This is a genomic window from Variovorax sp. P5_A3, from assembly GCF_056400665.1.
Window position 1 is genome coordinate 26,789 of record NZ_JBFUKW010000027.1, and the last position, 24,474, is coordinate 51,262.

General features: G+C 68.6%; 25 protein-coding genes and 1 pseudogene. 6 read left to right on the forward strand and 20 right to left on the reverse strand.

Going from position 1 to position 24,474, the window contains the following annotated elements:
* Positions 1-234: 234 nt before the first annotated feature.
* The gene (locus AC1D3B_RS30025) at positions 235-516 is read right to left on the reverse strand and encodes a hypothetical protein (protein ID WP_478194326.1); all 282 of its coding nucleotides are present in this window, start codon (positions 514-516) and stop codon (positions 235-237) included.
* A gap of 6 nt (positions 517-522) precedes the next feature.
* Here AC1D3B_RS30025 and AC1D3B_RS30030 point away from each other — a divergent pair, with 6 nt between their 5' ends.
* Positions 523-1,257 carry a response regulator gene (locus AC1D3B_RS30030; RefSeq protein WP_478194327.1) on the forward strand — a complete coding sequence of 245 codons (735 nt, stop codon included), beginning with the start codon at positions 523-525 and terminating at the stop codon, positions 1,255-1,257.
* A 40-nt stretch (positions 1,258-1,297) separates the two neighbouring features.
* On the opposite strand, the gene AC1D3B_RS30035 is transcribed toward AC1D3B_RS30030, so the two are convergent.
* The 17 genes from AC1D3B_RS30035 to AC1D3B_RS30115 form a co-directional block, all read right to left on the reverse strand.
* Positions 1,298-1,819, reverse strand: a complete 522-nt coding sequence (locus tag AC1D3B_RS30035; RefSeq protein WP_478194328.1) for a Dps family protein — start codon at positions 1,817-1,819, stop codon at positions 1,298-1,300.
* A 51-nt stretch (positions 1,820-1,870) separates the two neighbouring features.
* On the reverse strand, positions 1,871-2,332 hold the full coding sequence (locus AC1D3B_RS30040) for a hypothetical protein (RefSeq protein ID WP_478194329.1): 462 nt from the start codon (positions 2,330-2,332) through the stop codon (positions 1,871-1,873).
* 243 nt (positions 2,333-2,575) lie between these two features.
* Complete coding sequence (locus AC1D3B_RS30045; protein ID WP_478194330.1) at positions 2,576-2,884, reverse strand: UBP-type zinc finger domain-containing protein; 309 nt, start codon at positions 2,882-2,884, stop codon at positions 2,576-2,578.
* Positions 2,885-2,894: 10 nt separating this feature from the next.
* Positions 2,895-4,175, reverse strand: coding sequence for an NAD(P)/FAD-dependent oxidoreductase (locus AC1D3B_RS30050; protein WP_478194331.1), 1,281 nt, complete (start codon positions 4,173-4,175; stop codon positions 2,895-2,897).
* Entirely contained in the window at positions 4,172-5,311 is a 1,140-nt protein-coding gene (locus tag AC1D3B_RS30055) for an FAD binding domain-containing protein (protein WP_478194332.1), read from the reverse strand. The genes AC1D3B_RS30050 and AC1D3B_RS30055 overlap by 4 nt, the downstream gene beginning before the upstream one ends.
* A 184-nt stretch (positions 5,312-5,495) precedes the next feature.
* Entirely contained in the window at positions 5,496-6,497 is a 1,002-nt protein-coding gene (locus AC1D3B_RS30060; protein WP_478194333.1) for a Bug family tripartite tricarboxylate transporter substrate binding protein, read from the reverse strand.
* A gap of 36 nt (positions 6,498-6,533) precedes the next feature.
* Complete coding sequence (locus tag AC1D3B_RS30065) at positions 6,534-7,769, reverse strand: FAD binding domain-containing protein (RefSeq protein WP_478194334.1); 1,236 nt, start codon at positions 7,767-7,769, stop codon at positions 6,534-6,536.
* The gene (locus tag AC1D3B_RS30070) at positions 7,766-8,218 is read right to left on the reverse strand and encodes a VOC family protein (protein WP_478194335.1); all 453 of its coding nucleotides are present in this window, start codon (positions 8,216-8,218) and stop codon (positions 7,766-7,768) included. The genes AC1D3B_RS30065 and AC1D3B_RS30070 overlap by 4 nt, the downstream gene beginning before the upstream one ends.
* A 52-nt stretch (positions 8,219-8,270) precedes the next feature.
* Positions 8,271-10,385, reverse strand: a complete 2,115-nt coding sequence (locus tag AC1D3B_RS30075) for a molybdopterin cofactor-binding domain-containing protein (protein WP_478194336.1) — start codon at positions 10,383-10,385, stop codon at positions 8,271-8,273.
* Complete coding sequence (locus AC1D3B_RS30080; protein WP_478194337.1) at positions 10,382-10,864, reverse strand: (2Fe-2S)-binding protein; 483 nt, start codon at positions 10,862-10,864, stop codon at positions 10,382-10,384. The genes AC1D3B_RS30075 and AC1D3B_RS30080 overlap by 4 nt, the downstream gene beginning before the upstream one ends.
* A 25-nt stretch (positions 10,865-10,889) precedes the next feature.
* A complete protein-coding gene (locus AC1D3B_RS30085; RefSeq protein ID WP_478194338.1) occupies positions 10,890-12,011 on the reverse strand; it encodes an NADH:flavin oxidoreductase/NADH oxidase in 1,122 nt (373 codons plus the stop codon).
* A 20-nt stretch (positions 12,012-12,031) separates the two neighbouring features.
* Positions 12,032-13,174, reverse strand: coding sequence for an amidohydrolase family protein (locus AC1D3B_RS30090; RefSeq protein WP_478194339.1), 1,143 nt, complete (start codon positions 13,172-13,174; stop codon positions 12,032-12,034).
* 38 nt (positions 13,175-13,212) lie between these two features.
* A complete protein-coding gene (locus tag AC1D3B_RS30095) occupies positions 13,213-13,938 on the reverse strand; it encodes an ABC transporter ATP-binding protein (protein WP_478194340.1) in 726 nt (241 codons plus the stop codon).
* Positions 13,928-14,668: an ABC transporter ATP-binding protein gene (locus tag AC1D3B_RS30100; protein ID WP_478194341.1), complete on the reverse strand. Its 741-nt coding sequence runs from the start codon at positions 14,666-14,668 to the stop codon at positions 13,928-13,930. The genes AC1D3B_RS30095 and AC1D3B_RS30100 overlap by 11 nt, the downstream gene beginning before the upstream one ends.
* Positions 14,665-15,603 (reverse strand): branched-chain amino acid ABC transporter permease, encoded by a 939-nt coding sequence (locus AC1D3B_RS30105; protein ID WP_478194342.1) that lies wholly within the window; start codon positions 15,601-15,603, stop codon positions 14,665-14,667. Before AC1D3B_RS30105 ends, AC1D3B_RS30100 begins: the two co-directional genes overlap by 4 nt.
* A complete protein-coding gene (locus AC1D3B_RS30110; RefSeq protein WP_478194343.1) occupies positions 15,600-16,448 on the reverse strand; it encodes a branched-chain amino acid ABC transporter permease in 849 nt (282 codons plus the stop codon). The genes AC1D3B_RS30105 and AC1D3B_RS30110 overlap by 4 nt, the downstream gene beginning before the upstream one ends.
* A gap of 77 nt (positions 16,449-16,525) precedes the next feature.
* Positions 16,526-17,776 (reverse strand): ABC transporter substrate-binding protein, encoded by a 1,251-nt coding sequence (locus AC1D3B_RS30115; protein ID WP_478194344.1) that lies wholly within the window; start codon positions 17,774-17,776, stop codon positions 16,526-16,528.
* A 187-nt stretch (positions 17,777-17,963) separates the two neighbouring features.
* Between AC1D3B_RS30115 and AC1D3B_RS30120 the strand changes: the two genes are divergently transcribed.
* Positions 17,964-18,659: a TetR/AcrR family transcriptional regulator gene (locus AC1D3B_RS30120; protein WP_478194345.1), complete on the forward strand. Its 696-nt coding sequence runs from the start codon at positions 17,964-17,966 to the stop codon at positions 18,657-18,659.
* 3 nt (positions 18,660-18,662) lie between these two features.
* Here the strand turns inward: AC1D3B_RS30120 and AC1D3B_RS30125 are convergent, their stop codons facing one another.
* A complete protein-coding gene (locus tag AC1D3B_RS30125) occupies positions 18,663-19,556 on the reverse strand; it encodes a LysR family transcriptional regulator (RefSeq protein ID WP_478194346.1) in 894 nt (297 codons plus the stop codon).
* 194 nt (positions 19,557-19,750) lie between these two features.
* Here AC1D3B_RS30125 and AC1D3B_RS30130 point away from each other — a divergent pair, with 194 nt between their 5' ends.
* The gene (locus AC1D3B_RS30130) at positions 19,751-21,091 is read left to right on the forward strand and encodes an MFS transporter (RefSeq protein ID WP_478194347.1); all 1,341 of its coding nucleotides are present in this window, start codon (positions 19,751-19,753) and stop codon (positions 21,089-21,091) included.
* A gap of 39 nt (positions 21,092-21,130) precedes the next feature.
* The gene (locus tag AC1D3B_RS30135; protein ID WP_478194348.1) at positions 21,131-21,832 is read left to right on the forward strand and encodes a VOC family protein; all 702 of its coding nucleotides are present in this window, start codon (positions 21,131-21,133) and stop codon (positions 21,830-21,832) included.
* Positions 21,833-21,843: 11 nt separating this feature from the next.
* Here AC1D3B_RS30135 and AC1D3B_RS30140 read toward each other — a convergent pair whose 3' ends face one another.
* Positions 21,844-22,770: a LysR family transcriptional regulator gene (locus AC1D3B_RS30140; protein ID WP_478194349.1), complete on the reverse strand. Its 927-nt coding sequence runs from the start codon at positions 22,768-22,770 to the stop codon at positions 21,844-21,846.
* 117 nt (positions 22,771-22,887) lie between these two features.
* Here AC1D3B_RS30140 and AC1D3B_RS30145 point away from each other — a divergent pair, with 117 nt between their 5' ends.
* On the forward strand, positions 22,888-24,120 hold the full coding sequence (locus AC1D3B_RS30145; RefSeq protein ID WP_478194350.1) for an MFS transporter: 1,233 nt from the start codon (positions 22,888-22,890) through the stop codon (positions 24,118-24,120).
* A gap of 59 nt (positions 24,121-24,179) precedes the next feature.
* Positions 24,180-24,318 (forward strand): annotated as a pseudogene (locus AC1D3B_RS30150) (NAD(P)H-quinone oxidoreductase); the annotation flags it as partial.
* Positions 24,319-24,474 lie beyond the last annotated feature (156 nt).

Consider the following 24,474-nt stretch of genomic DNA (forward strand, 5'->3'; position numbering starts at 1 on the left):
AATCGTCGGACTGTGCAGCTGCTGCTTGGTCACTCCAAGCTTGACGACCGTCCGCTATCTCGGCACCGAGATCGACGCCGCCCTCGAGATTTCCACGCAAACCGAAATGTGAGGAGCTGTGAAAGGGCGGTGCCGGCGATGGGGCTTGACAGGCAAACACGCCGCTTCACCATCAATATCGTTCCAACGAATCGCCCAGGCGGGCGGATATGCGGGTTCCAGACACCTCCGCCGCTACAGGTCTTCCCCGTCCTCGGCGTCAAACGACTGCTCGGCCACGAATCTGCGGTGCAGCTCCACACGGCCCAGCACCTCAGCGTGGCGATTCGCAAATGCCAGCTTCTCCGGAGAGTCGAAGCCTCGTCGGATGGCAGCGGACAACCCATTGATGACCGACAGTGATTCATCTTCTGCTGCCGGCTCGATCTCCAGCTCGACCACCATCCTGGCGACAACCCCCGCGATGAATGAAAGGCCCCGTACGATGAAGCGTAGGATCGTTTGCACTACGCTCATAGCGTCATGAACACTGCATCCCCCCACATCCTTGTCGTCGATGATGATCCCGCACTGCGCGAGCTGATGTTGGCGTACCTCTCGGAGAACGAATTCCAGGTGACCGCGGTGGCCAGCGGCGCCGAGATGAGCGCAGTTCTCCAGGACCACGTGATCGACCTGGTCATGCTCGACCTGCGCCTGGGCCGCGAGGACGGCATGCAGCTGGCGCGCGGCCTGCGCGACACCAGCGAGGTGCCGGTCATCATCGTGACCGGCAAGCAGGACGAGGCTGATCGCGTGATGGGCCTGGAGATCGCCGCCGACGACTACGTCACCAAGCCCTTCAGCAACCGTGAGATGCTGGCGCGGATCCGCGCGGTGCTGCGGCGCTATCAGGCAAGGACCGATGCCGCTCCGACAGGCCGCAGCACCAAACGCCGGGCCTTTCGCTTCGCGGGATGGGAGCTCAACCTGCTGGCACGCCGGCTGACTTCGCCCGAGGGAAAGCGCGTCGAGCTCAGCAACGGCGAGTTCAACCTACTATTGGCGCTGTGCGAGCAGCCCCAGCGCATCCTGTCGCGCGACCAGCTGCTGGAGCTGTCGCGGCTGCATGGGGCGGAGGTGTACGACCGCTCGATCGACGTCCAAATCCTGCGGCTGCGGCGCAAGATCGAGGTTGATGCCTCGGCGCCGAAGATGATCCGCACGGAGCGTGGCGCCGGCTACGTCTTCGAGCCCCAGGTGCAGGTTCTGCACTGAACCGACCTCTCGGCGCGAGGGCTCGCATCTCGTTGCCGGTTCAGGCTTCGCGGCCGGTCTCGAACAGGAACCAGGCGCGGCGCTCGGCCTCGTCGATCCAGTTCTCCAGCAGGCTGGCCGTCGCAACGTCGCCCTGTTCGTCGCACAACGCGTGGGTGGCGCGCATGTAGTCGACCAGGCGCAGGTTGTCCTCGCGCAGTTCGGCCAGCATATCGCCGGGCGTGACGAAGGGCGCGTCGTTGTCCAACAGGCGCTGATGGCGCGATATGTCCCCGATCGAGCGCAGCGTGGTGCCACCGAGCTTGCGGGCTCGCTCGGCGATGGGGTCGGTGGTGGCGAAAATCTGGTCCGACTGCTCGTCTAGCATCAGGTGGTAGTCGCGAAAGTGCGGGCCGGACATGTGCCAGTGGAAGTTCTTCGTCTTCAGATACAGCGCGAAGCTGTCCGCCAGCAGGGCCGCGAGGCCGGCGCTGATGTCGCGTCGGGCATCGGCGCCGAGTGCGGTCGGGGTGCGCAAGGGCGCCTGGCGGCGGGCGAGGGTGGATTCGAGCGTGGTGGTCATCGAGGTGCCTTTTGTGAGTTGTTTCGGGGGTTGCGACGAAAATGCGTTGACTCAGCGCGTCGAGGCGACGGCGGCGCGCACGCCTGGCTGCGCGCGCATGGTGGCGAGCTCGAACGAACCGCTGTCTTCGCCGTAGAGCGCATCCAGCTGGCCACTCTTCTCGGCTGCGGCGAGTTCGGACTTGACCTGCGAGCGGGGCTCGGTCAGCGACTGGTGGCGCGACAGATAGAACGATCCGCTGTCGGAGCCGTCGAGCACGGCGAGGGTACCGTCGGTGCGGGCCTGCGCCACCTCGGCCTTCACCGCGGTGCGCGGTTCGCTGGGATGGAACCGGGCCGACAGGTAGGCCGAACCGCTGTCCTCGCCGTCGAAGGCGGCGATCTGGCCGCTGGCCTGGGCGGCGCTGAGTTGGGCCTGCACCTGCGCGCGAGACAGGGCCTGGGCGGAGGCTGCGTTGGCCGACAGGGCGAGGGCTGCAGCCGCGAGGGCCATCGTTGCGTTGAGCTTGATCATGACTTTTCCTTTACGTATCTACGAGTGGAAGGGGCGCGGCCGACAGATGCACATCGACGACCCCATGGTGAATCCCTCGACCGGACCGCCTTCGCCCGGCCTTGGCCTTGCGTTGCGATGTCCTGTCTCGGTGGCTCTACTGTCGGAGTCTGGCGTTGCCCGCCGATTGCGGGGCGTGCTGCCCGGATTCGTTTGCAATTGCCGCTGTTTCATACGCAATGGATGCGACCAGGTCCCGCCGCGTCAGAGGTATCTCGGGATGGGCCCGACCTGCGGGGTCGTGTCGACGCCCAGGTCGAGCCCAACGCGATCCACAAAGCACCAGCCCCAACCCTCCGGGGGGTCATAACCCTCGATGATCGGATGCGCGGTGGCATGGAAATGCGCCCGTGCGTGGCGGTTCGGCGATTCATCGCAGCAACCCACGTGGCCGCAGGTCCGGCACAACCGCAGATGCACCCATGTGCTGCCGGTCTTCAGGCATTCCTCGCAGCCTTTGGCGCTGGGCACCACGTGGCGGATGCCGGCGGTATGCGTGCATGGCTTGGTCATGTCGAACTCCTCATGAAGTGGAAAGATGGTGATGGACGAAGGCCACCGCCATGGCGCCTTCGCCGACGGCCGAGGCCACCCGCTTGACCGAGCCGTGCCGCACGTCGCCGATGGCGAACGATCCGGGTACGCTGGTCTCCAGATGAAAGGGGGGGCGCTGGAGGCTCCAGTTGCGATAGTGGTCGGGCGTCAGCAGCAGGTCTGGACCGGTGACCAGGTAGCCCGCTGCATCCCGAACGATGTCCGTGTCACGGGCCCATTCGGTATTGGGCAGGCCGCCGATGCAGACGAACACGCGCTGCGCGGGCAGCGACGCCACATGGCCGCTCGGGCGTTCGCGCACGCTGATCGCCTCCAGGCACCGGTCGCCGGCCAGCGCGATCACTTCGCAGCAGGTCACGACCCGGATCCTGGGCGAGTCGACGATCTTGCGCACCAGGTAGTCGGACAACGTGTCCGCGAGCCGTTCGCCGCGCACCAGCAGCACCACTTCGCGCGCGTACTGCGACAGGTTCATGGCCGCCTGACCGGCCGAATTCCCGCCGCCGACCACATAGACCGTCTCGCCTGCGCACATCGGCGCCTCGCTCGATCCGGCGCCGTAGAACAGGCCGGCACCGAGCAGCCGCTCTTCATTCGGAAGGCCAAGGCGGCGCCACTCGATGCCGGTCGCGCAGATGTTGGCGCGCGCCGACAGCTGGCTGCCGTCGGCAAGGTCGACGCGGATGCCGTCGTCGACGAACATCGCGTGCGTTCCCTCGCGCAGCCGCAGGATCTCGGCGCCGAAGCGCACGGCCTGCTGGCGAGCGCGTTCCGCGAGCTCGGCGCCGCTGATGCCGCGCGGAAAGCCCAGGTAGTTCTCGATCAGCGACGAGCTGCCCGCTTGTCCGCCGATGGCCTGGCGCTCGACCAGCACGGTCTTCAGGCCCTCGGATGCGGCATACACCGCGGCGCTCAGCCCGGCCGGCCCGGCGCCGTAGATCGATACGTCGTAGCGTGCCAGCCGCGGCCGACTCACCCATCCGAGCCGCCGGGCGATCTCTGGCACGCTCGCCGAAAGCAGTCGCGTGCCGTCTGGGAACTCGCACAGCGGCAGGGCCGGATCGTCGAGCCCGCTGATGCCGGGGAGACTGCGGGCCGAGGCCTCGTCGAGCTCGACCCAGTCGTAGGCGACCACGCTTCGGCTCAGGAAGTCGCGGATCTCGAATGCCCGTGGCGAGTTCGGAGCCCCGAGAAGGCGGACCGCAGCCGGGGGTGCCGGCGGCGTTGGGGACGAGGTCGTGGACGTCATGCGATCCCCATGATCTGGTTGCCGATCGACACCCCCCAAGCGCCCATGGAGGCTCCCGCTCTCAACTGATCCGCCTCCCAGGCCGCGAGGCGGTTGTCGATGCGGCCGCCGCTCGGCGCCATGGCTTTCGCCAGCGCCAGCGCGTTGGCGGCCGCCTTGGCTGTGCTGCCTGCCGTATGCGGGCGCGGTATGAAGGCCGCGTCGCCGATCAGCACGGTGCGTCCGAACACCATGCGCGGCACCGAGAGGTCGAGGATGGCCTGGACGAACGGTGCCTCGGTGGCGAGCACGAGCTCGCACAGGCTCGGGGCCAGCAGTTGCCGAGCGTCTCGCCGCAACGCGTCGATCGGCGCATCCCGGACGGCGTCGGGCGGTAGCGAATACGCGTGGGCCGTACCGCGGCGATCGGTGAGCAGTTCGGCCAGCGACGCGCCCGCGGGCAGCTTGCGATACCAGACCCAGTTCCAGCGCCGCGAGCCTTCTGCCACGGAGCCGTCATCGCTAGGAACCCGGTACTCGAGCAACAGGTGATCGCGCCCCTGCTGGAACACGAAGGCGCTGCCGAGCCTCGCGGCGGCGGCACTTCGGAGTGCTGCCTCGGGGACCAGGCCACGCCAAGCGACATAGCCTGCGTAGGCCGGCTTGATTCCGGGCAGCAGTTGGCTGCGCACGGTGGACCCTGCGCCATCGGCACCGATCAGCAGATCGCTTCTTTCCATCCGGCCGCTCGCGAAAAGCGTCGTCACGCGGTCGCCCGTCTGCTTGAAGCTCACCAGCCGTTCGCCGGCGTGGATGCAGCTCGCCGGCAGCGCGCTCCGCATAGCCCCATAGAGCATGTTCCACGCGGTCTGGGTCTGCGGCATGCGGGACCGGTGGACCACGCCGTCCTCGGCGTTCAGGTAGATGCGGTCGTCCGATCGCACGCCCAGCGCGTCGGTGTGCCGGACACCGGCGAAGCGGAAGGCGGCGAGCACGTCGGGCTGCAGCACGATGCCTCCGCCGCGACTGTCGAGTGCGTCGGCCGAGCGCTCGAAGACCGCGACGTCCCAGCCGACGGCGCGCAAGGTGGTCGCCGCGAACAGGCCGCTCAGCGAGCCGCCGGCGATGACCGCGCGCGGACGTGCCGGCGTGGTCATTTGGAATGCCCCTCGGCGGCTGGCTGATGGGCGTGAAGGTCGAGGTGGCGAGGCGTCATCGTTGCTCCTTGTGTGCCGCGACTTGTGCGACGCCTCGACTGTCGATGGCCGGCGTTTCGAGCCGATTTCACGGCCCGCGAGCGTCTTACAGATGCAAGATTCCGGGCCCTGCAAGTGCCGCGGCCTACTCCTTCATGCCCGCGAAGTCGACGATGCGCTTGTATTCCACGGCATCCCGGGCCATCAGTTGCGGCAGGTTCTCGTCGCCGCGGCCGACCACCACGCCGATGCGCTCGAGCTTCTGCCGCACCGCCGCGTCCTGCAGCGTCTCCCGCAGCGCGCGCTGCAGCCTGGCCTGCGTCTCCGGCGCCAGCCCGCGGGGCGCCATCAGCGCGTACCAGGCCACCAGGTCGTAGCCCTTGAGCGCCGGATGCTCGCCCAGAGCCGGAACGCCGGGCATCAGTGCGATGCGCTGGGCACTCGTCACCGCGATCGGAACGATGCGCCCGGCATCGATGAAGGGCTTGGCCGCGCCCGGCCCGAGGAAGGCGAATTCGATGGCGCCGCCGGCAAGGTCGCTGCCGATGTTGCCGGCGCCGCGGTAGGGGATGTGGGTGATCGACAGGCCGGCCTGCTTCTTCACGAGTTCGCCCGAGAAGTGCAGCATCGAACCGATGCCCGAGGTGCCGTAGCTCAACTGCCCTGGCTTCTGGCGGGCGACGGAGACGAACTGCGCCAGAGACGTCACGCCGCTCTGCGTCGACGCGACCAGCACCAGCGGGATGGCGCCTACGTAGCCGACCGGCACCAGGTCCCTGGCGGCGTCGTACTTCTGCGCCGGATTGAGGAAGCGCGTGGCGACGAACTCGCTGCTCGATCCGAAGATCAGCGTGTAGCCATCGGGCGCCGCGTTGACCACCTTCTGCACGCCGATGGCGCCCGCGGCGCCTCCGGCGTTGTCGACGACGACGGTGGCGTCGAGCTTCTTGCCGAGCGTCTCGACGACGGCGCGGCCGACGGCATCGACGCTGCCGCCCGGGGGATAGCCGATCACGACGGTGATCGGGCGGCTGGGCCAGGCGGGCTGCGCCCGAGCGGGCGCCGCCAGCATGCAGGCGGTGGCGAGAGCGAGCAGGGCGGCGAATCGCTGGCTGTTGCGAAAGCGGGCGCAGGGTGATGAAGACATGGCGGGTCGAATCGGGAGAAGTGGGGACACCATGGCTCAGTGCGGGACGGGGGGAACGGCGGTCTCGCGCATCACCGCTTCGGTGCTTCGATAGCGCTCGGCCATCGCGCGTTCGGCCGGCGTGCTGATCTGCGCCTGCATGTAGGCGCCCAGCGCTCGAGCGTGGTTGACGATGAAGCTGCCCGCATCCAAGCGCGAAGCTTCATAGATTTTGAGCGCGGACTGAACGTCCAGCTCGCCTTCCAGCGCGCGAACCAGCGCCGCGGCATCGCTGCCGGCCTTGGTGACGCCCATGCCGCAATGCGGCCGGGCGACGAAAGCCGCGTCGCCCAGCAGCGCGACCCGCCCGAAGGCCAGTGCCGAGCTTTCGAGATCGAAGATCGGCTGGAAGAACAGGTTCGGCGTCTTCTGCACCACCTCCGCGAACTGCGGCGCCAGCACCTCGTGCGCCGCCTGGCGTGCGGCGGCCAGCACCTCGGGCCGGATCAGCGGCGGCGGGATGCCGTCGGGCCACGTCTTGCCGCTCGCATCGGTCAGCATCTCGCGCAGCGTCGTCTCCTGGTCGGCCGGTCGATACCAGACGAAGTTGTAGCGGCGCTTGCCCGGCTCCACGCTGTTGCCCTGTCCCGCCACCGGGTAGGCGATCATCTGCTCCCGCGGCGGCAGGCCGAAGGCGAAGTACGGAAAGAGTTCGGCCAGCGCACGTGGCGAGAGGCTGGCTTCCTCGACCAGCCCACGCCATGCGAGGTAGCCGGCATAGCGGGGCCGGGTCTCGGGTTGCAGCAGCTGGCGCACGGTGGAGCGCAGGCCATCGGCCGCCACCAGCAGATCGGCGGCCACCACCTCGCCGTCGGCGAAGGTCGCGCGCACGCCGGCTGCATCCTGTTCGAAGGAGACCAGCTGCCGGCCGTTGTGATAGCGCTCGGAGGGGAAGGCGCGGCGCAGCACCTGGTACAGGCGGCCCCAGGCGGTGAGCAGTTGTGGCAGTGGGCGCGAGTCCTCGACCTGGCCGTCGCGTGCCAAGGTGATGCGCTCGCGGACCTCGACGCCGATGCCGTCGCTGACGTCGACGCCTGCCGCCGTCAGCACCTCCATCAGCTCGGGATGCGTGACGACGCCGGCACCGCGGCCCTCCAGCTCGTCGGCCACGCGCTCGTGGACATGAACGTCCCAGCCGGCGCGCAGCAGCAGGTTGGCAGCGAACAGGCCGCCCAGCGAGCCGCCAATGACCAGCGCCTTGCGCGCGGGCCCCGCGCTTTGCGGCGCGTTCATGCGTGGGCTCCGTGTTCCCGGGCTTCTTCGGCCGGGTAGTTGAGCTCGATCGTCACGCCGGACGGATCCTCGACGAACAGCTGGTGCAGGCCGATGCTCGGCACCGTGCGTTCGCGAAAAGCCAGGCCGGCCTGCTGCAAGCGCCGCCGCATGTCGGGCAGGTCGGTCGCCAGGAAGGCGAGATGGTCGATCGCGGCGCTGCCGTGCAGCGATGCCTCGCTCTTGTCGCCGAGGTACTCGACCAGGCCCTGCGGCGCGTCGGGGTCGATGCCGATGATGTGCACGACGCCGAACTGGGCCTCGTCGTCGCCCTTGTAGAGCCAGAGGCCGGGGAAGTCGAAGGGCGGCCTGAATCCTTCGCGGAAGCCGAGCACGTCGACATAGAAGTGGCGCGAAGCTTCGAGCCGGGTGGTGCGCACCGAATAGTGGGCAAGGGTCTGGATGGCCATGAGTGGGTCCTTGAACGGTGGATTCGAATCGGAGAATCGGACGGCGAGCGCTTCAGCCGCTGGCGATGAGGTGCGCCAATCGCTCGGCGGACAGCGGCAGCTGCCGGGCCCGCAGGTCGAGCGCGTGGGCGACGGCATTGGCGACGGCCGCCGCCGCCGGACCCGCGGCGGCCTCGCCGGCGCCCAGGCTGGGTTCGCCTGGCCGCTCGATCACGCGCACGGCGATCTTCGGGATTTCGTCGAAGCCCAGGATCGGGTAGTGCTCCCAGTCGCAGGAAGTGATGCCGCTGCGGTCCCAGGTCACGCTTTCCTTCAGCGTCCAGCTGAGCGACTGCAGCAGGCCGCCCTCGATCTGGTTCACCAGGCCATCGGGATTGACCACCTCGCCGGCATCCACCACTGCCCAGGCCTTCTCGACCCGGACTTTCTCCTCGACACTGACCTGGAGGGCGATGGCGCAGTACGCGGCCTGGTTCTTGTAGCGGCCGACCGCGATGCCCAGGCCGCGGCCACTGCCGCTTTCGCCGCGCCGGCGCCAGCCGGCCATCTCGGCGACGGCCTCCAGGACGGCACGCGCACGCGCGTCGCTCAGGTGCCGCAGGCGGAATTCGACCGGATCGCAGCCCGCCCACTCCGCCAACTCGTCCATGAAGCTCTCGATCGCGTACAGGTTGGCATAGGAGCCGAGCGAGCGCAGTGCCGACACGCGCACCGGCGACCCGGGAATGAAGTGGTAGTCGACTTGCTGATGGGGCAGGTCATACAGCGCGATCGCGTTGCGGTCGCCGCCACCCATCGGCAGCGGCAGGTCGCGCGGCGCGGGCCGTGGCAGTGGCGGATCGACCTCCCAGGCGCCCAGCAGGTTGATGCCGTCGCCCCAGCCGGGTCGGTTCATGTGGGTGTGGCTCCACAGGGACATGGCCCAGCCGCCGATGCGTCCGGCATCGTCGAGTCCGGCCGTCACCTGCACCACGCTGGCCGAGCCGAACGGCGACATCGTCATCTCGTCCTCGCGCATCCACTGCACGCGCACCGGCAGGCCGATGCGGGTGGCGACGAAGGCGGCATCGAAGGCGGCATCGTCGGCGCCGTTGTGGCCGTAGCAGCCGGCGCCCGGCGCATGGATGACCTGCACCGTTGCGGCCTCGCGTCCGAGCGCCGCGGCGATCTGGTCGCGCAGCGGATAGACGCCCTGCGTGTGCGACCAGACGCGCAACCGCTCGCCGCGCGGATCGGCCAGCGCGCAGGCCGGGCCGATCGACGCGTGCGCCAGGTAGGGGCGGGAGTAGGTGGCGCTGTAGTTTCGCAGCCCCGTGCCCGGCGTACCGGCCTCGTGCACGCGCCGGGGGCTGGCGGGCAAGCCCTGCAGCAGCGTGACTGTGTCCTGCCCTGCATGCGGATCGGGCATGGCATCGAAGTCGAGCAGTTTGCGGGCCTTGGGCAGTGCACGCACCAACGCGCCTTCGTTCGGGCCCACGAGGGCCAGGAAGTGGCCGCAGTGCACCACCTGCGACACGCCCGGCAGGGCCTGCAATTCGGCCAGCGGCACCGTCGCCAGGCGCTGCGAGGGATGCCGCCCGCGCAGCATGCGCACGTGCTGCATGCCCGAAATCACCAAGTCCTGCAGGTAACCTGCGCCGGTCAGCTTGGCTTGGAGATCCACGCGCGGCAGCGAACGCCCGACGTAGGGCTCCGCTGCGTGGTGAGCGAAGGCGGGAGGCCCGACGATCGGGACGTCGAGGTCAACCTCGGCGGCGAGCGCCCAGTAGTCGGTCCGTTGCAGGCCACCTGCATCGCAGAAGCAGCCGGCGTCGACTTGCAGGTCCGACGGCGAGGCATCCAGCCGGCGCGCCGCAAGCGCGACGAACAGCGTGTAGGCATGCGCGCAGGCCCAGCGCAGCGCGGCGCCGCCGTACTGCACCGAGAGGCTGCCCGCCGTGTAGCCCTCGTCGGGCGAGCGGTCGGTGTGCCCGGCCACCAACAGCACCTGCGCTGGCGTCAGGCCGAGCGCGTCGCAGGCGATCTGCACCAGCGCGGTCTCGATGCCCTGGCCGAGTTCGACCTTGCCGGTGAAAACCGTGACCTGGCGCTCCGGCCCGATACGCAGCCACTGGCAGAGCCGTGGATGGGCCTGGATGGCTGGCGGCGTGAAGAGCGTGGAACTCATGTCGGGCCTTCCGCGCGCAGCCGGGCCGCGGCCGCCTCGATCGCCTCCAGGATGCGCGCATGGGCGCCGCAGCGGCACAGGTGCCGGTGCATCGTCTCGTGCAGCTCTGCCTCGGTCGGAGAGGTGATGCGACCCAGGAGGGCGGTCACCGACATCAGGATGCCGTTGATGCAGTAGCCGCATTGCGCAGCCTGCAGCGTGACGAAGGCGTCGAGCACCACCGCGCCGACCGGGTCGCTCGCCAGCTGCTCGACCGTGGTGAGTTCGCGCCCGACCGTGCCCCACAGGGGCATGTCGCAGGACTGGACCGCACGGCCGTCCATCCAGACGGTGCAGGCGCCGCAGTGCCCGGCGCCGCAGCCGAAGCGCACGCCCTTGCAGTCGAGGTCGTTGCGCAAGACGTAGAGCAGCAGGTCGTTCTCGTCGGCCTGCACCTGGTGTGCGCGGCCGTTGACCTTGAGTTCGAAAGTGGAAGTCATGGGGAGTCGAAGTGAGACCGCGCGCTCAGGCGCCTGCCGCCGTGGCCGGCTTGCGCAGCCCTGCCGCGCGAAGGTACGGCGGCGGGTAGTAGGGCTTGATGCCGAGCGTCTCGGCCGCCCGCCAGACCCAGCGCGGATCGGCCAGGAAGGGGCGCGCCAGGGCCACCTGGTCGGCTTGGCCCGAGGCCACGATCTCGGCCGCCTGCGCCGGCTCGCTGATGCCGCCGACGGCGCGCGTGGCGATCCCGCTGCGGCGTCGCACCTGCGCGGCCAGCCCGACCTGGAAGCCGGGGCCGAAGGGAATGCGCTCGCCACGCACCACGAAGCCGCTGCTCACGCAGACGTAGCCGAAGCCGATGTCCTTGAGACCCTGCGCCAGGCGAACTGCGTCGTCGATTCCGAGACCGCCTTCGGCCCAGTCGGTGCCGGTGATGCGCGCACCGAGCACCCGGCTGCTGGGCACCTGCTCGCGCAGGCGCCGGGCGATGTGCAGCGCGAGCCGGTCGCGTCCGGCCGCGTCGCCGCCCCAGACGTCGTCGCGTCGGTTCGACAACGGCGATTGGAACTGGTGCAGCAGGTAGCCATGTGCGCAGTGCAGCTCGATGACGTCGAAGCCCAGGCGCACGGCGCGCCGCGCCGCGTCGACGTAGCTGTCGACCAGCCTTTCGATGCCCGCATCGTCCAGCGCCTCGGGCGTGTCCCAGTCGGGCGCGAAGGGCAGGGCGCTGGGTGCCGCGCAGCGCCACGGTTCGCCGCCGTCGCCACCTGCCTTCAGCGGCCCACCGCCTTCCCAGGGCACGTGCGCCGAGCCCTTGCGGCCCGCGTGGCCGAGCTGGATGCCGAAGCGCGTGCCGGGCGCAGCCACCGCGCGGGCGGCCTGCAGCACGCGCGCCAGCGCGGCTTCGGCGGCGTCGCTGTAGAGACCCAGGCAGCCGTGCGTGATGCGCCCGCGGGCCTCGACGGCGGTGGCCTCGACCATGACCAGGCCGGCGCCGGACATCGCGAGTTGCATCAGGTGCTGCAGGTGCCAGTCGTTGGCGATGCCGTCGCGCGCCGAGTACTGGCACATGGGCGAGACGACGATGCGGTTGGGGAAGTGCATCCCGCCGATTGAAAGGGCGCTGAAGAGCGCAGAAGTGGAAGTCATGGGCATGGCTCCTGGGGGAATCAGCGCATCGGCGCGATGTCGAGCAGCTTCAGGGCGTTGAGCCCCTCGATCTGCGCCACCTCGTCGCTCGACAGTCCGCGCACAGAGGCGATCAGTTCCCGGGGCCGTTCCTCGCCCATGTCGTAGGGATAGTCGGTGCCCAGCAGCACCCGGTCGGCACCGAAGAGATCGACCAGGTGGCGCAGCATCTCGGGGTCGAACACCATCGTATCGACGTAGAAGGTCTTGAGGTAGCTCGACGGCGCGCGGTCGATCACCGTGCGGCAGTCCTTGCGCGCGCGCCAGGCGTGGTCCATGCGCGCCCAGTAGTGCGACACGTAGCCGCCGCCATGCGCCGCGATGAACTTGATGTTCGGATGGCGCGCCACCACGCCGTCGAAGATGAGGTGGCTGACCGCCACGGTCGTGTCCAGCGGGTTGCCGATCACGTTGTTGAAGTAGTGATCGGTCAGCCGCGACCCTTCGGAGAAGCCGACCGGATGCAGGAAGATCACCGCGCCGAGCGCGTCTGCGCGGGCGAAGAAAGGCTCCAGCCCGAGCCTGGCATCGGTCAGGTCGAGCCCGTTGACGTTGGTATTGATCTCGATGCCGCGCAGGCCGAGCGTGCCGATCGCGTGGTCGAGCTCCTGGATCGCGAGTTCAGCGTTTTGCAGCGGCACCGAGCCGAGCCCGACGAAGCGCTGCGGCGTGGCCGCCACCAGCGCCGCGATGCCTTCGTTCACCTGGCGCGCCAGTGCCGCCCCGCGTTCCGGCGGCGTGAAGTAGAAGAACTGGAAGGGCGCCGGGCTGATTGCCTGGATGTCGATGCCCATGCGGTCCATGTCGTCGAGGCGCTGGTCGATGCCGGTCAGCTTGGGCGCGCGTTCGCGCATCTGCGCCACGTTGGTCTCGCGCGTCAAGGCGTTGGCATGGATCACGCTCGGGTCGTGCAGGCCGACATCGAGGTCGCTCGCTGCCTTGGCGACCTCCGGGTTCAGGTAGTGGCAGTGCACGTCGACGACCGGCGGACGGTCGCCGCGCGTCGGCGTCGACGCGCTGGCCGCGCGCGGCATCGAAAGGGCTGCCGAGCGTGCGCGGCCGGTGGGCGCTGCGGCGTGGCGGTGGCTCGGGTCGGAGCAGTGGGGGGCGCAGGTGTAGAGCACGTGAAGTCCGTTGGAAGTGTGTTTTGAAAAAGTCCGGGCTAGAACACGCCGAGATGGCGGGTCGCGAGTTCGGGTTCGGCGCGTACTGCGTCGGCGCTGCCTGCATGCACGACGTGGCCGGTGTTGAGCACGACCACGTCGTCCGCCACCTCGAGCGCCAGGTTGAAGTTCTGCTCGACCAGCACGATCGACAGGCGATCGGCCTTGAGCGTCTTGATGGCCTGCGCCACCTCCGCGACGATCAACGGCGCCAGCCCTTCCGAAGGCTCGTCGAGCAGCAGCACGCGGGGGTTGCCCATCAGCGCGCGGCCGATGGCGAGCATCTGCTGCTCGCCGCCCGAGAGCGTGCCGGCGCGCTGCCGCATGCGTTCCTTGAGACGTCCGAAGGTGGCGTAGACGCGCTCGAGGTTCCAGGCCTGCTTGCCGTCATCCTTCGCTCGCGCCGCCTGCTCGGCCACCTGCAGGTTCTCCAGCACGGTCAGGCTCGGGAAGATGCGCCGGCCCTGCGGCACCAGCCGCATGCCGGCCCGGGCGATGCCTTCGGGCGACATCCGTTCCACCGGGCGGCCCGCGAGGCGGATGCTGCCGGCGCGCGCCTGGTGCAGGCCCGCGAAGGTGTTGAGCGAGGTGCTCTTGCCGGCGCCGTTGCGTCCCAGCAGCGCCAGCACGCGGCCTTCCTGCAGGTTCATCGACAGCCGGTGCACGACCTGGCTCTGCCCATAGAAGATGTCGAGTTCGCTCACGCTCAATGCATCAGTGGCCAAGGTAGATCTCCCTCGTTCGCGGGTGGTTGACCACGGTGCGCCGGTCGCCCTCGACGATCACCTGCCCATAGTGCAGCACCGTGATCTGTTCGGCGAATTCGAGCGCCACGTCCATGTCGTGTTCGATCATCAGGATCGCGGTCTCGCGCGGCACCTGGGCGATCAGCCGCTGCACCACCACGCGCTCGTCCTGCGACAGGCCCGCGAGCGGTTCGTCGAGCAGCAGCAGGCGCGGCTGTTGCGCCAGGCCGAGCGCCAGCTCGACCCGGCGCTGCTCGCCATAGGAAACGTCGCACACGCGGTGCAGCGCCTTGCCCGCGAGCCCGACGCCGTCGAGCAGCTGCACCGCGCGGTCGTGCAGCGCCGCGTGCCGCGACAGGTCGGTGCGCGCGTCCAGCCGCAGCGGCAGCAGTGCCAGCAGCCCCAGCACCACGTTGTGCGCCAGCGTGTCCTTCGGGAACAGCGTGATGATCTGGTAGGTGCGCGCGAGTCCGCAACGCGCGCGGGCGCGCACCGGCAGCTTCGTCACGTCTTGGCCGAAGATGCGGATCGACCCGGCGTCCGGGCGGATCTCGCCACCGATCAGGCCGAACAGGGTGGTCTTGCCGGCGCCGTTGGGCCCGATGACCAGCCGCCGCTCGCCGGGCTGCATCGTGAGCGAGATGTCCTGCGTGACGGCGATGCCGCCGAAAGACTTACGCAGTCCCTTGATTTCGAGTGCAGCGGTCATGCGCGCTTCTCCTTCAGCCGGGCCAGCAGCGTGCGCACGCCCGGCACGATGCCGTGCGGCATCACCAGCACGATGAAGACGAACACGGCGCCCAGCAGCATGTTCCAGCGTTCGATGTAGCCCGATGCATAGTTCTTCAGCAGCACCACCAGCACCGCGCCGACCGCCGGCCCGGCCAGCGTGCCGGCGCCGCCCGCGATCACGCTCAGCAGCACCTCGGCCGACGCGGTGACCGACAGCACGCTCGGATGCACGTACTTGTGGAAGTAGACGTACAGCAGGCCCGCCACCGCCCCGACGAAGCTCGCGCCCACGAAGGCGCACCAGCGGATCGCCCAGACGTTGTAGCCGAGCGAACTCATGCGGCGCGCCTGGTCGCGGGTGCCGCGCAGCGAGGCACCGAAGGGCGAGTTCACGAGCCGGCCGACGACCAGCAGCACCACCGCCGTGATCGACAGCACGAACCAGTAGTAGGCGTTGCTGTTTTCCATGTCGATGCCGAAAGGGGCCGGACGCGTGAGGCCCGAGAGGCCGTTGTCGCCGTTGGTGACCGAGGTCCAGCGGTAGGCCAGGCCCCACACCACCTGCGACAGCGCCAGGGTCAGCATCAGGAAGCTCAGCCCCGAGGCCCGCAGCGCGATCCAGCCGAAGACACCGCCGATGGCCGTGGTGGCCAGCAGCGTCAGCGGTGCGGCCATCGCGTGGCCGAGGCCCAGCCGCAGCGCCAGCCAGGCGGCGATATAGGCCGACAGGCCCAGGTAGGCCGCGTGGCCCAGCGAGGTCAGGCCGGCGTAGCCGACCAGCAGATTCAGGCTGGAGGCGAAGATCACCGCGATCAGGATCTGGCTGCCCAGGTTGACGTAGTACTCGCCGGACAGCGCCGGCAGTAGGGCCAGGGCCGCGAGCAGCAGCAGGGCACGGATCGTCGGTTTCATGCGCGGGCACCTCCGAGCAGGCCGGTGGGCCGGAAGGCCAGCACCAGGATCATCGGCAGGAACAGGATCACGTAGGCGAGGTCGGGGACCAGCGCGGTGCCGAAGGTGTAGATGAAGCCGATGATGAAGCTCGCAATGAAGGTGCCCATCAGGCTGCCGACGCCGCCGAGGATCACCACGATCAGCGCCAGCGGCAGCATGTCGGCATCGAGCCCCGGGTAGGCCGACAGCATCGGGCCGCCGAAGGCACCGCCGAGTCCGGCCAGCATCGCGCCCAGGCAGAACACGCTGGTGAAGAGGGCCGACGCCCGGATGCCGACTGCACGTGCCATCGGCATGTCGTCGACGCCGGCCCGAATGCGGGCGCCCAGCCGGGTGCGCTCCAGCAACAGGTACAGGATGACGGCGGCCACCAGGGCCACAACGATCACGGCCAGACGGTAGCTGGGAAAGCTGAAGCCGAACAGCGACGCCGGGCCACTCAGAATCGCCGGCGGCGAGACCGGGATCGGATCGCCGCCCCACAGCACCAGGCAGAGGTCGGCGGCGATGAAGGAGAGGCCGAGCGTGGCCAGCACCTGCGCCTGCGCATTGCCCGAAAGCCGGCGCAGCACGAGGCGCTCGAATAGCCCGCCGATGACGGCGGTGGCGAGCCCGGCGAGGACGACCGCGACCGCGAAGCCCCAGCCGGCGCGCGCCACGCTCGCGGCCACGTAGGCCCCGATCATGAACAGCGCGCCGTGCGTGAGGTTGGCGATGCGCATCAGCCCGAAGATGAGCGCGAAGCCCGATGAGAGCAGCAGCAACAGGCCGCCGAGGGCCAGGCTGTTGAGTGTCTGAGTCAACCAGAATTGCATGTTCTTGACGTCAGGGCCCGCCGCGCCGAGGCGGCCGCCGGCCGTGAAGCTCCGGTAGGGGGCGATCAGGCGACCAGGTTCCTGGCGGGCGGCCAGTCGCGCGAGTAGACCGGCTCGGCCAGGAACTTCTTGGGGTCGTAGGTCCAGAACTGGCTCACGTCTGGGTAGGTCTCGATGATGCTGTTGACCAGCCGCCCGTCCTTGCGCTCCACGGTGCGCACGTACACGTTGCCGACCACGTTGCCCCAGGCGTCGAACTTGACCGGGCCGCGGGCCGTCGAGGCGTTGGTCTTCTGCAGCGATGCGCGCAGCGACTCGCGGTCGAAGGCCTGGCCCTTCAAGGGCTCCAGCGCGGCGTCGAGCACCGACGCGCTGACGTGGGTGCAGGCGGCGTAGAAGCCGGGGTCGTAGCCGTGCGCCTTGCGGAAGGCGCCGGCGAACTTCGCGTTGACCGGATTCGCGAGCTCGGCCGAATACCAGTTCACCGTGACGATGCCCAGGGCTTCGTCGCCCATGTTGCGCAGCACCGCTTCGTCGAGCGCCGTCATGCCGCCGACCAGGGCCAGCTTGCCGCGCAGGCCGTACTCGTTGAACTGCCGGATGAAGCGAAAGCCGTTGGACCCCGCGAAGCCGAGGAACACTGCGTCCGCGTCGCGGTTGAGCTGGGCCAGGAAACTGCCGTAGTCGGGCGCCGTGAGCGGCGGAAAAAGCTTTTGCACCACCTTGCCGCCGGCTTCCTCGAACACGCGCTGGAAGCCCGCCGTCATCTCGTGGCCGTAGGCGATGTCGTCGGCCACCAGCACCATGCGCTTGTACTTCAGCTTCTTGGCGCAGTAGTCGGCCAGTGGATGCGCGCACTGGGCCGAGGTCGAGCTGGCGCGGAACAGCCAGGGGTTGGCCTTGCGTTGGGTCATGTCTTCGGCCGCCGCCACCGGGAACACCGGAATCTTGCGGGCCCGCATGTAGTCGTCGGTGGCCAGTGCCTCGAAGGCGGCCAGGGGCCCCATCAGCACCTGGGCGCGTTCGCGCTCGACCAGTTCCTGTGTCTTGGTGCGGGCGCTCGACGGCACGCCGCCGGTGTCGGCCACGATCAGTTCGACCTTGCGGCCGCCGAGCCGCTGGTCGTTGGCCGCCAGGTAGCTCTGGAGCCCACGCTCCATGTCGAGTCCGCCGGAAGCGAAAGGCCCTGTCTTGGCGGTGAGCAAACCCAGGCGCAGCGGCTCGGCCGTGCCCTGGCCGCGCACCAGCGAAGGGGCCGCCAAGGCGGCGCCAGCGGTGGCGGCCGCTGTCATGAAACTCCTGCGATCGATCGTCATGGCTGTCTCCGTTCTTCGTGAGGGTGTGAGTTTAAGTGATCGGACGATCAATAATAGTTCGAGCAGAATCCGAGATCAAGCGGCGTTCGGCATAGGGACATTGGGGTTTACCCGGGCTGACTGGTGTCGAAGGCCCGGCGCGCTAATAATCAAACGATCGGCCTGATTCATTCCACGGACACCCTCGATGACCCCACGCACTGCGAAGGCAGACCCGACGCCGGAAGAAGGCGCCGCCGGCGGAAAGCTGCGGCGCCGCCGCCTCGCGCCCGAAGACCGCGAGCACGAGATCGTCCAGTCGGCCATCAGCTTCTTTGCCAGGCAGGGCTTCGAGGGCAGCACACGCGACCTAGCCCAGCAGCTGGGCGTCTCGCAGCCGCTGCTGTACCGCTATTTCCCCACCAAGGAAGCACTGGTCGACCGCGTCTACGACGAAGTCTTCGTGCGGCGTTGGAACCCGGAGTGGGAAGAGTGGCTCGCTGACCGCTCGCACTCGCTCGAGGACCGCCTCAAGCGCTACCTCAAGGACTACGCGCACTTCGTGCTCCGCGGCGAATGGGTGCGCATCTTCATGTACGCGGGCTTGAGCCGCGCCGGCGTGAACCAGCGCTACCTGGCGCGCCTGCGCGAGCGCCATTTCCTGCTGATCGCGCGCGAACTGCGCTTTGCCTACGACATTCCAGATCCCGAGAACGCCGAGGCCGAGGACGAAGAGGTCGAACTCATCTGGGCCATGCACTCCAGCGTGTTCTACATCGGCGTTCGCAAGTGGGTTTACGATCTTGCCGCGCCTCGGAATATTGATCGATTGATCGATATGAGGGTCGAATCCTTCCTGCACGGGGCACCGAAGGTGCTGTTGGCCGACCGAAAGTCGACCTGAGCTTCAGCCGGCCCGCGCCAGCAGCGCATCCAGAAAGCGCAGCGCTGCCTGACCGAGCGCGTCGGGGCGCCAGACGATGCGGTAGTCGGTGCGCATCTCCAGCAGCGGAAGGTCGCGCACCACGATGTTCTCGCCCGAGAACTGCACCAGGCTTTCTTGCGCCGCGCACAAGCCGAAGCCGCTCGCGACCAGCGCCAGCGCCGAGATGATGTCGCCTGCGACGCAGGCCACGCGCGGCTCGAAACTCAGGCGGTGGCAGGCCAGCATGAACTTCGCGCGCAGCGACGGGCCGCTGCGCTCGGGCGTCACCACCCACTCGGCATCGACCAGTTGGCCTGCCGAGATCTCCGGCGCCGCGACCAGCGGATGCGCACGCGGCATCAGCAGCACGTAGCGCTCCGAACTGTAGACCGCCGAAGCCAGCGCGGGATCGGTGAGCTCCTGCGTCTGCACCGCGAAATCGATTCGCCCCCGGCGCAGTTGTTCCAGTTGCTCGCTCTCCGGCGCGCCCTCGAACTGGAACCGGATCGCGGGGTGCGCGGCCTGCACCCGCTGGGCGGTGTCCGGGATGATGCCGTTGTAGAGCGCGCCCGGCATGTGGCCGATGACCACCGTGCCGCCGGTACCGCCGGCCCGGCGCTGCAAGTCGAGCATCAGGCGCTCGTTGCCGAGCAGGAGTTGGCGCGCGTTGAGGAGCAGTTCGCGTCCGGCGTTGTTGAGCCGCAGGCTGCGGCCGACGCGATCGAACAGCGCGAAGCCGATTTTTTCCTCGAGGTTAAGGATGGTGCGGCTCAGCGGCGAGGCCGAGATGTGCAGCAGCTGTGCCGCCCTCGAGATGCTCTCGTTCTCCGCCACGCAGACGAAGTGCTTCAGCGTCCGGAGGTCGATGAGGTTCATGGGGTCGTGCTCGGGTGCGAAGACCGGAGTCTAAATAATTCGGACCTTGGATGTCCGAGATCGTGAGAAAGATTGTCCTTTTCAGTCATCTTCTCGTTAACGATCATTCGATCAACGCTGATGGCGCTTGCCGCCCGGCGGACACCGACCGCGGGCCCCGCCCGTCAACCTCCGAAGTCCCCTGGGCGTCCGATATGACTCAAACCCTTCCCGCGTCCGTACAGCGCAAAGTGATCAGGCGGATCATTCCGATCCTGATGCTGATGTACACCATGGCGTACCTCGACCGCATCAACATCGGGACCGCGGCTCTGCGCATGAATGCCGAGCTGGGCATCAGCCAGCAGGTGTTCGGCCTGGCGGCAGGCCTGTTCTTCGTGGGCTACCTGGTGATGGAGATCCCCAGCAACATCATCCTGCACCGGATCGGCGCGCGCATCTGGCTCACGCGGATCATGGTGACCTGGGGCCTGATCTCGGCCTGCACGGCCTTCGTGCAGAACGGCTGGCAGTTGATCGCGATCCGCATGCTGCTGGGCGTCGCCGAAGCCGGATTGTTTCCGGGCCTGATCTACTGCTTGGCGCTGTGGTTTCCGCCGGGCCTGCGCGGACGCATGCTGGTGATCGCCGTGCTGCCCTGGGCGGTCATCGTGGGCACGCCGATGTCGGCCGCGATCGTCCAGTACGCCGACGGACTCTTCGGCTTCTCAGGCTGGCGGATCATGCTCTTCGTCGAGGGGCTGCTGCCAGTGCTGCTGGGCTTCTACTCGATCCGCTTCCTGACCTCGAAGCCCGAGGAGGCCGATTGGCTGACCGATGAAGAGAAGCGACAGGTCATCGCCGCTCGCGACAGCGGCGACGCCCACGCATCCGCCGGCGAGCCGCCGCTGCGCACCACCTTGCTCCAGCCGCACCTGATCCTGCTGTCGCTCGCCTATGCGACGGCGCAGATGGGCTTCTACGCGAGCCTGATCTTCACGCCGCAGATCGTGCAGGAGTTCGGCCGCCTCTTCGGCGTCGCGCTGTCGACTGTCCAGGTCGGCCTGCTGGCGGCGATACCGAGCGTGTTCGGCATGGTGATCTACTGGTTCTGGGTCGCGCACTCTGACCGCACGAACGAGCGCGTGTGGCATGCCATCGCCGCCTTCGTGACCGCCGCCGTGGGCATCGGCATCCTGGTCAGCGTGCCTAACCTCTATGCTTCGATCGCCGGGTTGTCGCTGCTGACGGCGGGCCTGGTCAGCGGGCCGATCTGCATCTGGCAACTGACCGGTGTCGGCGTGAGGGGCAAGACCGCCGCCGTGGTGTTTGCGTATGTCAACTGCTTCGGCATCCTCGGCTCGATGTTCAGCCCGTATTTCATCGGGCTGCTGAAGGACCGCACGGGCTCCTATGACGCGGGACTGCTGTTCCTCGCGATCGCCGCGCTGCTCGGCGCCGTCTTCGTCTACCTGGCCGGCCGGCTCATGCGGCGCCGGGCCCTCATCAGGCCGCCGGCCGCGCCGGTGCGCCGCTACGAACCGGCGACGCGCTGAGCTCGCATCTTCATCCACATACCCACCGAAGGAACCCCAGTGATTCATTTTGACCATGTCTGCATGGCAGCTCCGAACGTCTACGAGTCGACTTTCCGGCTCAGCAAGGAGACGGGTCTCGGCAACTACGACGGCGGCTTCTTTCCGCTCTACGGCATCGGCCACCGCGTGGTGCCGCTCGCGCCCGACATCTACATCGAGGTCGAGAGCGTGATCGACCGTCGGCCTCTCGCGCACGGCGAGCCGTTGACCGTCTTCATGGAGCGCCAGACGCGCGAGGGCGACTGTTTCCTCGGCTGGTGCCTGCGTTCGGACACGCTCGAAGAGCTCGAGGCTTTCGCGGCGCACCACGGCACGACGATCGATCCCAACACCACGGGCCATGAGGCCGGCCGTCAGATGATGAACGGCGCGCGCGGCTTCGCGCTACAGGCGCCGAGCGCGACCGTGGCCTGGCCGATCGGCAAGCCCAACCTCTACTTCAAGCCGGGCAGCGGCACGCACGTCGCGAGCCTGCCGGTGGTGCCGGGCTCCGGCGAGGTGCAAGGGCAGGGTCTGGCGTGGATCGAGATCGGCGAAACGCATTCGGATCTCAAGGGCTGGCTCGGCGACGTCGCTTCACCGTCGGACTTTCCGTTCGAGATTCGCTACAACGGCGGCTCTTCGGGCCTTTACGCGATGGGCGTGCAGACCGACCGCGGCGTGGTGGAGATCCGCCGGCCACCGGTCCGTATTGGCTGAACCCCGGCCCCCTACGTCGGCCACTGGAAGCGCATCGCCTCGATGAATCGCTTCAGCTTCGGCGGCTGCAGTCGCGCCTGCGGGTAGGTCAGATAGACCGGCAGGGCGGCGGCCTGCCACTCGGGCACCAGCTGGACCAGGCGGCCTTGGGCGAGATCCTCGGCCAGCAGCCAGGTCGACCCCACGCACACGCCCATGCCCATCGCGGCGGCGCTGCGCAGGGCGTAGAGACTGTCGGTGCTCAGGCGCGGGCGCAGGGCGACGCGGCAGCTCTCGCCGCTTTTCGCGTGCGAGAGCAGGATCTCGGTGCGGTAGAAGGTGCGCAGCGCGAGCCACGGCAGTGCCGCGAGTTCGCGCGCGTGCGTCGGTGCCGGCTGGCCCTCGAGCACCGAAGGCGCAGCGACCACGATGCGGGGTACCTCGCTGAGCTTGATGGCGACGACGCCGAGGTCGTTCACCTCGCCGACCTGGATCGCGCAGTCGACCCCCTCGGCGATGAAGTCGGGTCGCCGGTCGTGCAGCAGCCATTCGACGCTGACCCGCGGATGGCGGCGGAGGTAGTCGGCCAGCGGCCCGATCAGCAACTGCTGGCCGAAGGCATGCGGCGCCACCACGCGCAGCATGCCTTCGGGATCGTCGTCGTCGCCCCGCAGGTCGGCCTCGAAGGCGTGCCAGCTCTCGATCAGTTCCCTGGCGCGCTCGACGCAGCGCTCGCCGTCTTCGGTCAGCTTCATCGCGTGCGTGGAGCGGCGCAGCAGCCGCACCCCGAGCAAGCGCTCGAGCGCCTGCAGCCGGCGACTGACCGTCGGCTGCGTGGTCCGCATCTGCGCGGCCGCGGCTGACAGGCTGCCCGCCTCGACGATCTGCACGAAGGTTTTCATCAACTCGATGCGGTCGGACGAGGCGGCGATGGAGGAGGGGAGGGTAGACGGCGGCATGGTTGCAGCGTTCTTGTATGCGTCAATCGTATAACTGTTGTGCGCTTCTCTCGGCTACCAATGGAACGGCAGTGGACTCAAACTCCAACCCATTCAAAGAAATCAAGGGTTTACACCATGTCATCCATTCATACAGTGCATGCGAGCGCTGTCCGCGACGCCGAGGCGCTGCCCGCGCACATGCCGGCTTCGCTGGTCTTGCTGCTGGCCAGCGGCGCCGGTCTGGCGGTGGCGTCGATCTATTACAGCCAACCGATGCTGGGCGTCCTGGGCGCCGACATCGGCGCCTCGACCCGTGAGGTCGGTTTCGTGCCCACGCTGACGCAACTGGGCTACGCGCTCGGCATCCTGCTGCTGGCGCCGCTCGGCGACCGCTTCGACCGGCGCCGCATCATCCTCGCGAAAGCCGCGGTGCTGTGCGCGGCCTTGCTGCTGGCCGGTGCCGCACCCGGCATCGGGCTGCTGCTGGTGGCCAGCCTGGCGATCGGCCTGGCCGCCTCCATGGCGCAGGACATCGTGCCGGCCGCCGCCACGCTGGCGCCCGAGTCGCATCGCGGCAAGGTGGTCGGCATGGTCATGACCGGCCTGCTGCTCGGGATCCTGCTGTCGCGCGTGGTGAGCGGCTTCGTGGCCGAGCATTTCGGCTGGCGCGCGATGTTCGTTGCGGCGGCGGCCAGCATCGCGCTGATCAGTGCTGCAGCCTGGCGCGGACTGCCGCGTTTTCGGCCCACGACGCAGCTGGCCTACGGTGCGCTTCTGGGCTCGCTGACCGCGCTGTGGCGGCGCCATCCCAGCCTGCGCCTGGCGACGCTGGCGCAGGGGCTTCTGGCGATCGGCTTCAGCGCGTTCTGGTCGACGCTGGCCGTGATGCTGCACGGCGAACCCTTTCATCTCGGCAGCGCCGCGGCCGGCGCATTCGGGCTGGCCGGTGCCGCCGGCGCGCTCGCCGCGCCGCTCGCCGGCCGCCTGGCCGACAGCCGCGGCCCCGAACTCGTGACGCGCCTCGGCGCCGGACTGGTCGTGGTGTCGTTCGCCGCCATGGCGCTGATGCCGCTGCTGTCGCCCCACGCGCAGTTGTGGCTGCTCGCGGCCAGCGCCATCGGCTTCGACCTCGGCGTGCAGGCCACGCTGATCGCGCACCAGACCATCGTCTACGGCATCGAGCCCGCGGCGCGCAGCCGGCTCAACGCGGTCCTGTTCACCGGCATGTTCATCGGCATGGCAGCCGGCTCTGCGCTGGCCGCGCTGCTGCTGCCGCCATGGGGCTGGATGGGCGTGACCGCGCTGGCGACGGCGTCGGGGGTGGGCGCGCTCGCGATGCGGCTGTGGCCTGCGCGGCAGGCGGCTTGAACGAGGCGTTGGCCGAGTCGGTCAGGGACTTGAAGATTAACCTGGAGTGAAAGAGAAACATCTTCGACGATTTCGGCGGACCCGAAGTTCTCGTGACCCGCGAGGTCGCCTCCCCGGAAGTCCGACCCCACGAGCTGATGGTGCGCCAACGCCTCCATAGGGGTCGACCGCGCCGACATTTCGCATCGCAAGGGTGCCGTCCACCACGAACCCGAGTCGACCGCTTGCGAGCGCGGCCGCGCGTTCGAGCGCAGCGGTGAGGACGTGGCCGAGAAGCTCGATCACGTTCACGGCGTGTTCGCCGCGGAGCGGCATGTTCGAGGCAAGTGGGCCTTTTGGAATTTGCCACACGCT

Excerpts from the sequence above, each read along its gene's own strand:
- AC1D3B_RS30025 (WP_478194326.1), bottom strand. The coding sequence starts at position 516 with ATGAGCGTAGTGCAAACGATCCTACGCTTCATCGTACGGGGCCTTTCA.
- AC1D3B_RS30030 (WP_478194327.1), top strand. The coding sequence starts at position 523 with ATGAACACTGCATCCCCCCACATCCTTGTCGTCGATGATGATCCCGCA.
- AC1D3B_RS30035 (WP_478194328.1), bottom strand. The coding sequence starts at position 1,819 with ATGACCACCACGCTCGAATCCACCCTCGCCCGCCGCCAGGCGCCCTTG.
- AC1D3B_RS30040 (WP_478194329.1), bottom strand. The coding sequence starts at position 2,332 with ATGATCAAGCTCAACGCAACGATGGCCCTCGCGGCTGCAGCCCTCGCC.
- AC1D3B_RS30045 (WP_478194330.1), bottom strand. The coding sequence starts at position 2,884 with ATGACCAAGCCATGCACGCATACCGCCGGCATCCGCCACGTGGTGCCC.
- AC1D3B_RS30050 (WP_478194331.1), bottom strand. The coding sequence starts at position 4,175 with ATGACGTCCACGACCTCGTCCCCAACGCCGCCGGCACCCCCGGCTGCG.
- AC1D3B_RS30055 (WP_478194332.1), bottom strand. The coding sequence starts at position 5,311 with ATGACCACGCCGGCACGTCCGCGCGCGGTCATCGCCGGCGGCTCGCTG.
- AC1D3B_RS30060 (WP_478194333.1), bottom strand. The coding sequence starts at position 6,497 with ATGTCTTCATCACCCTGCGCCCGCTTTCGCAACAGCCAGCGATTCGCC.
- AC1D3B_RS30065 (WP_478194334.1), bottom strand. The coding sequence starts at position 7,769 with ATGAACGCGCCGCAAAGCGCGGGGCCCGCGCGCAAGGCGCTGGTCATT.
- AC1D3B_RS30070 (WP_478194335.1), bottom strand. The coding sequence starts at position 8,218 with ATGGCCATCCAGACCCTTGCCCACTATTCGGTGCGCACCACCCGGCTC.
- AC1D3B_RS30075 (WP_478194336.1), bottom strand. The coding sequence starts at position 10,385 with ATGAGTTCCACGCTCTTCACGCCGCCAGCCATCCAGGCCCATCCACGG.
- AC1D3B_RS30080 (WP_478194337.1), bottom strand. The coding sequence starts at position 10,864 with ATGACTTCCACTTTCGAACTCAAGGTCAACGGCCGCGCACACCAGGTG.
- AC1D3B_RS30085 (WP_478194338.1), bottom strand. The coding sequence starts at position 12,011 with ATGACTTCCACTTCTGCGCTCTTCAGCGCCCTTTCAATCGGCGGGATG.
- AC1D3B_RS30100 (WP_478194341.1), bottom strand. The coding sequence starts at position 14,668 with ATGACCGCTGCACTCGAAATCAAGGGACTGCGTAAGTCTTTCGGCGGC.
- AC1D3B_RS30105 (WP_478194342.1), bottom strand. The coding sequence starts at position 15,603 with ATGAAACCGACGATCCGTGCCCTGCTGCTGCTCGCGGCCCTGGCCCTA.
- AC1D3B_RS30115 (WP_478194344.1), bottom strand. The coding sequence starts at position 17,776 with ATGACGATCGATCGCAGGAGTTTCATGACAGCGGCCGCCACCGCTGGC.
- AC1D3B_RS30120 (WP_478194345.1), top strand. The coding sequence starts at position 17,964 with ATGACCCCACGCACTGCGAAGGCAGACCCGACGCCGGAAGAAGGCGCC.
- AC1D3B_RS30125 (WP_478194346.1), bottom strand. The coding sequence starts at position 19,556 with ATGAACCTCATCGACCTCCGGACGCTGAAGCACTTCGTCTGCGTGGCG.
- AC1D3B_RS30130 (WP_478194347.1), top strand. The coding sequence starts at position 19,751 with ATGACTCAAACCCTTCCCGCGTCCGTACAGCGCAAAGTGATCAGGCGG.
- AC1D3B_RS30140 (WP_478194349.1), bottom strand. The coding sequence starts at position 22,770 with ATGCCGCCGTCTACCCTCCCCTCCTCCATCGCCGCCTCGTCCGACCGC.
- AC1D3B_RS30145 (WP_478194350.1), top strand. The coding sequence starts at position 22,888 with ATGTCATCCATTCATACAGTGCATGCGAGCGCTGTCCGCGACGCCGAG.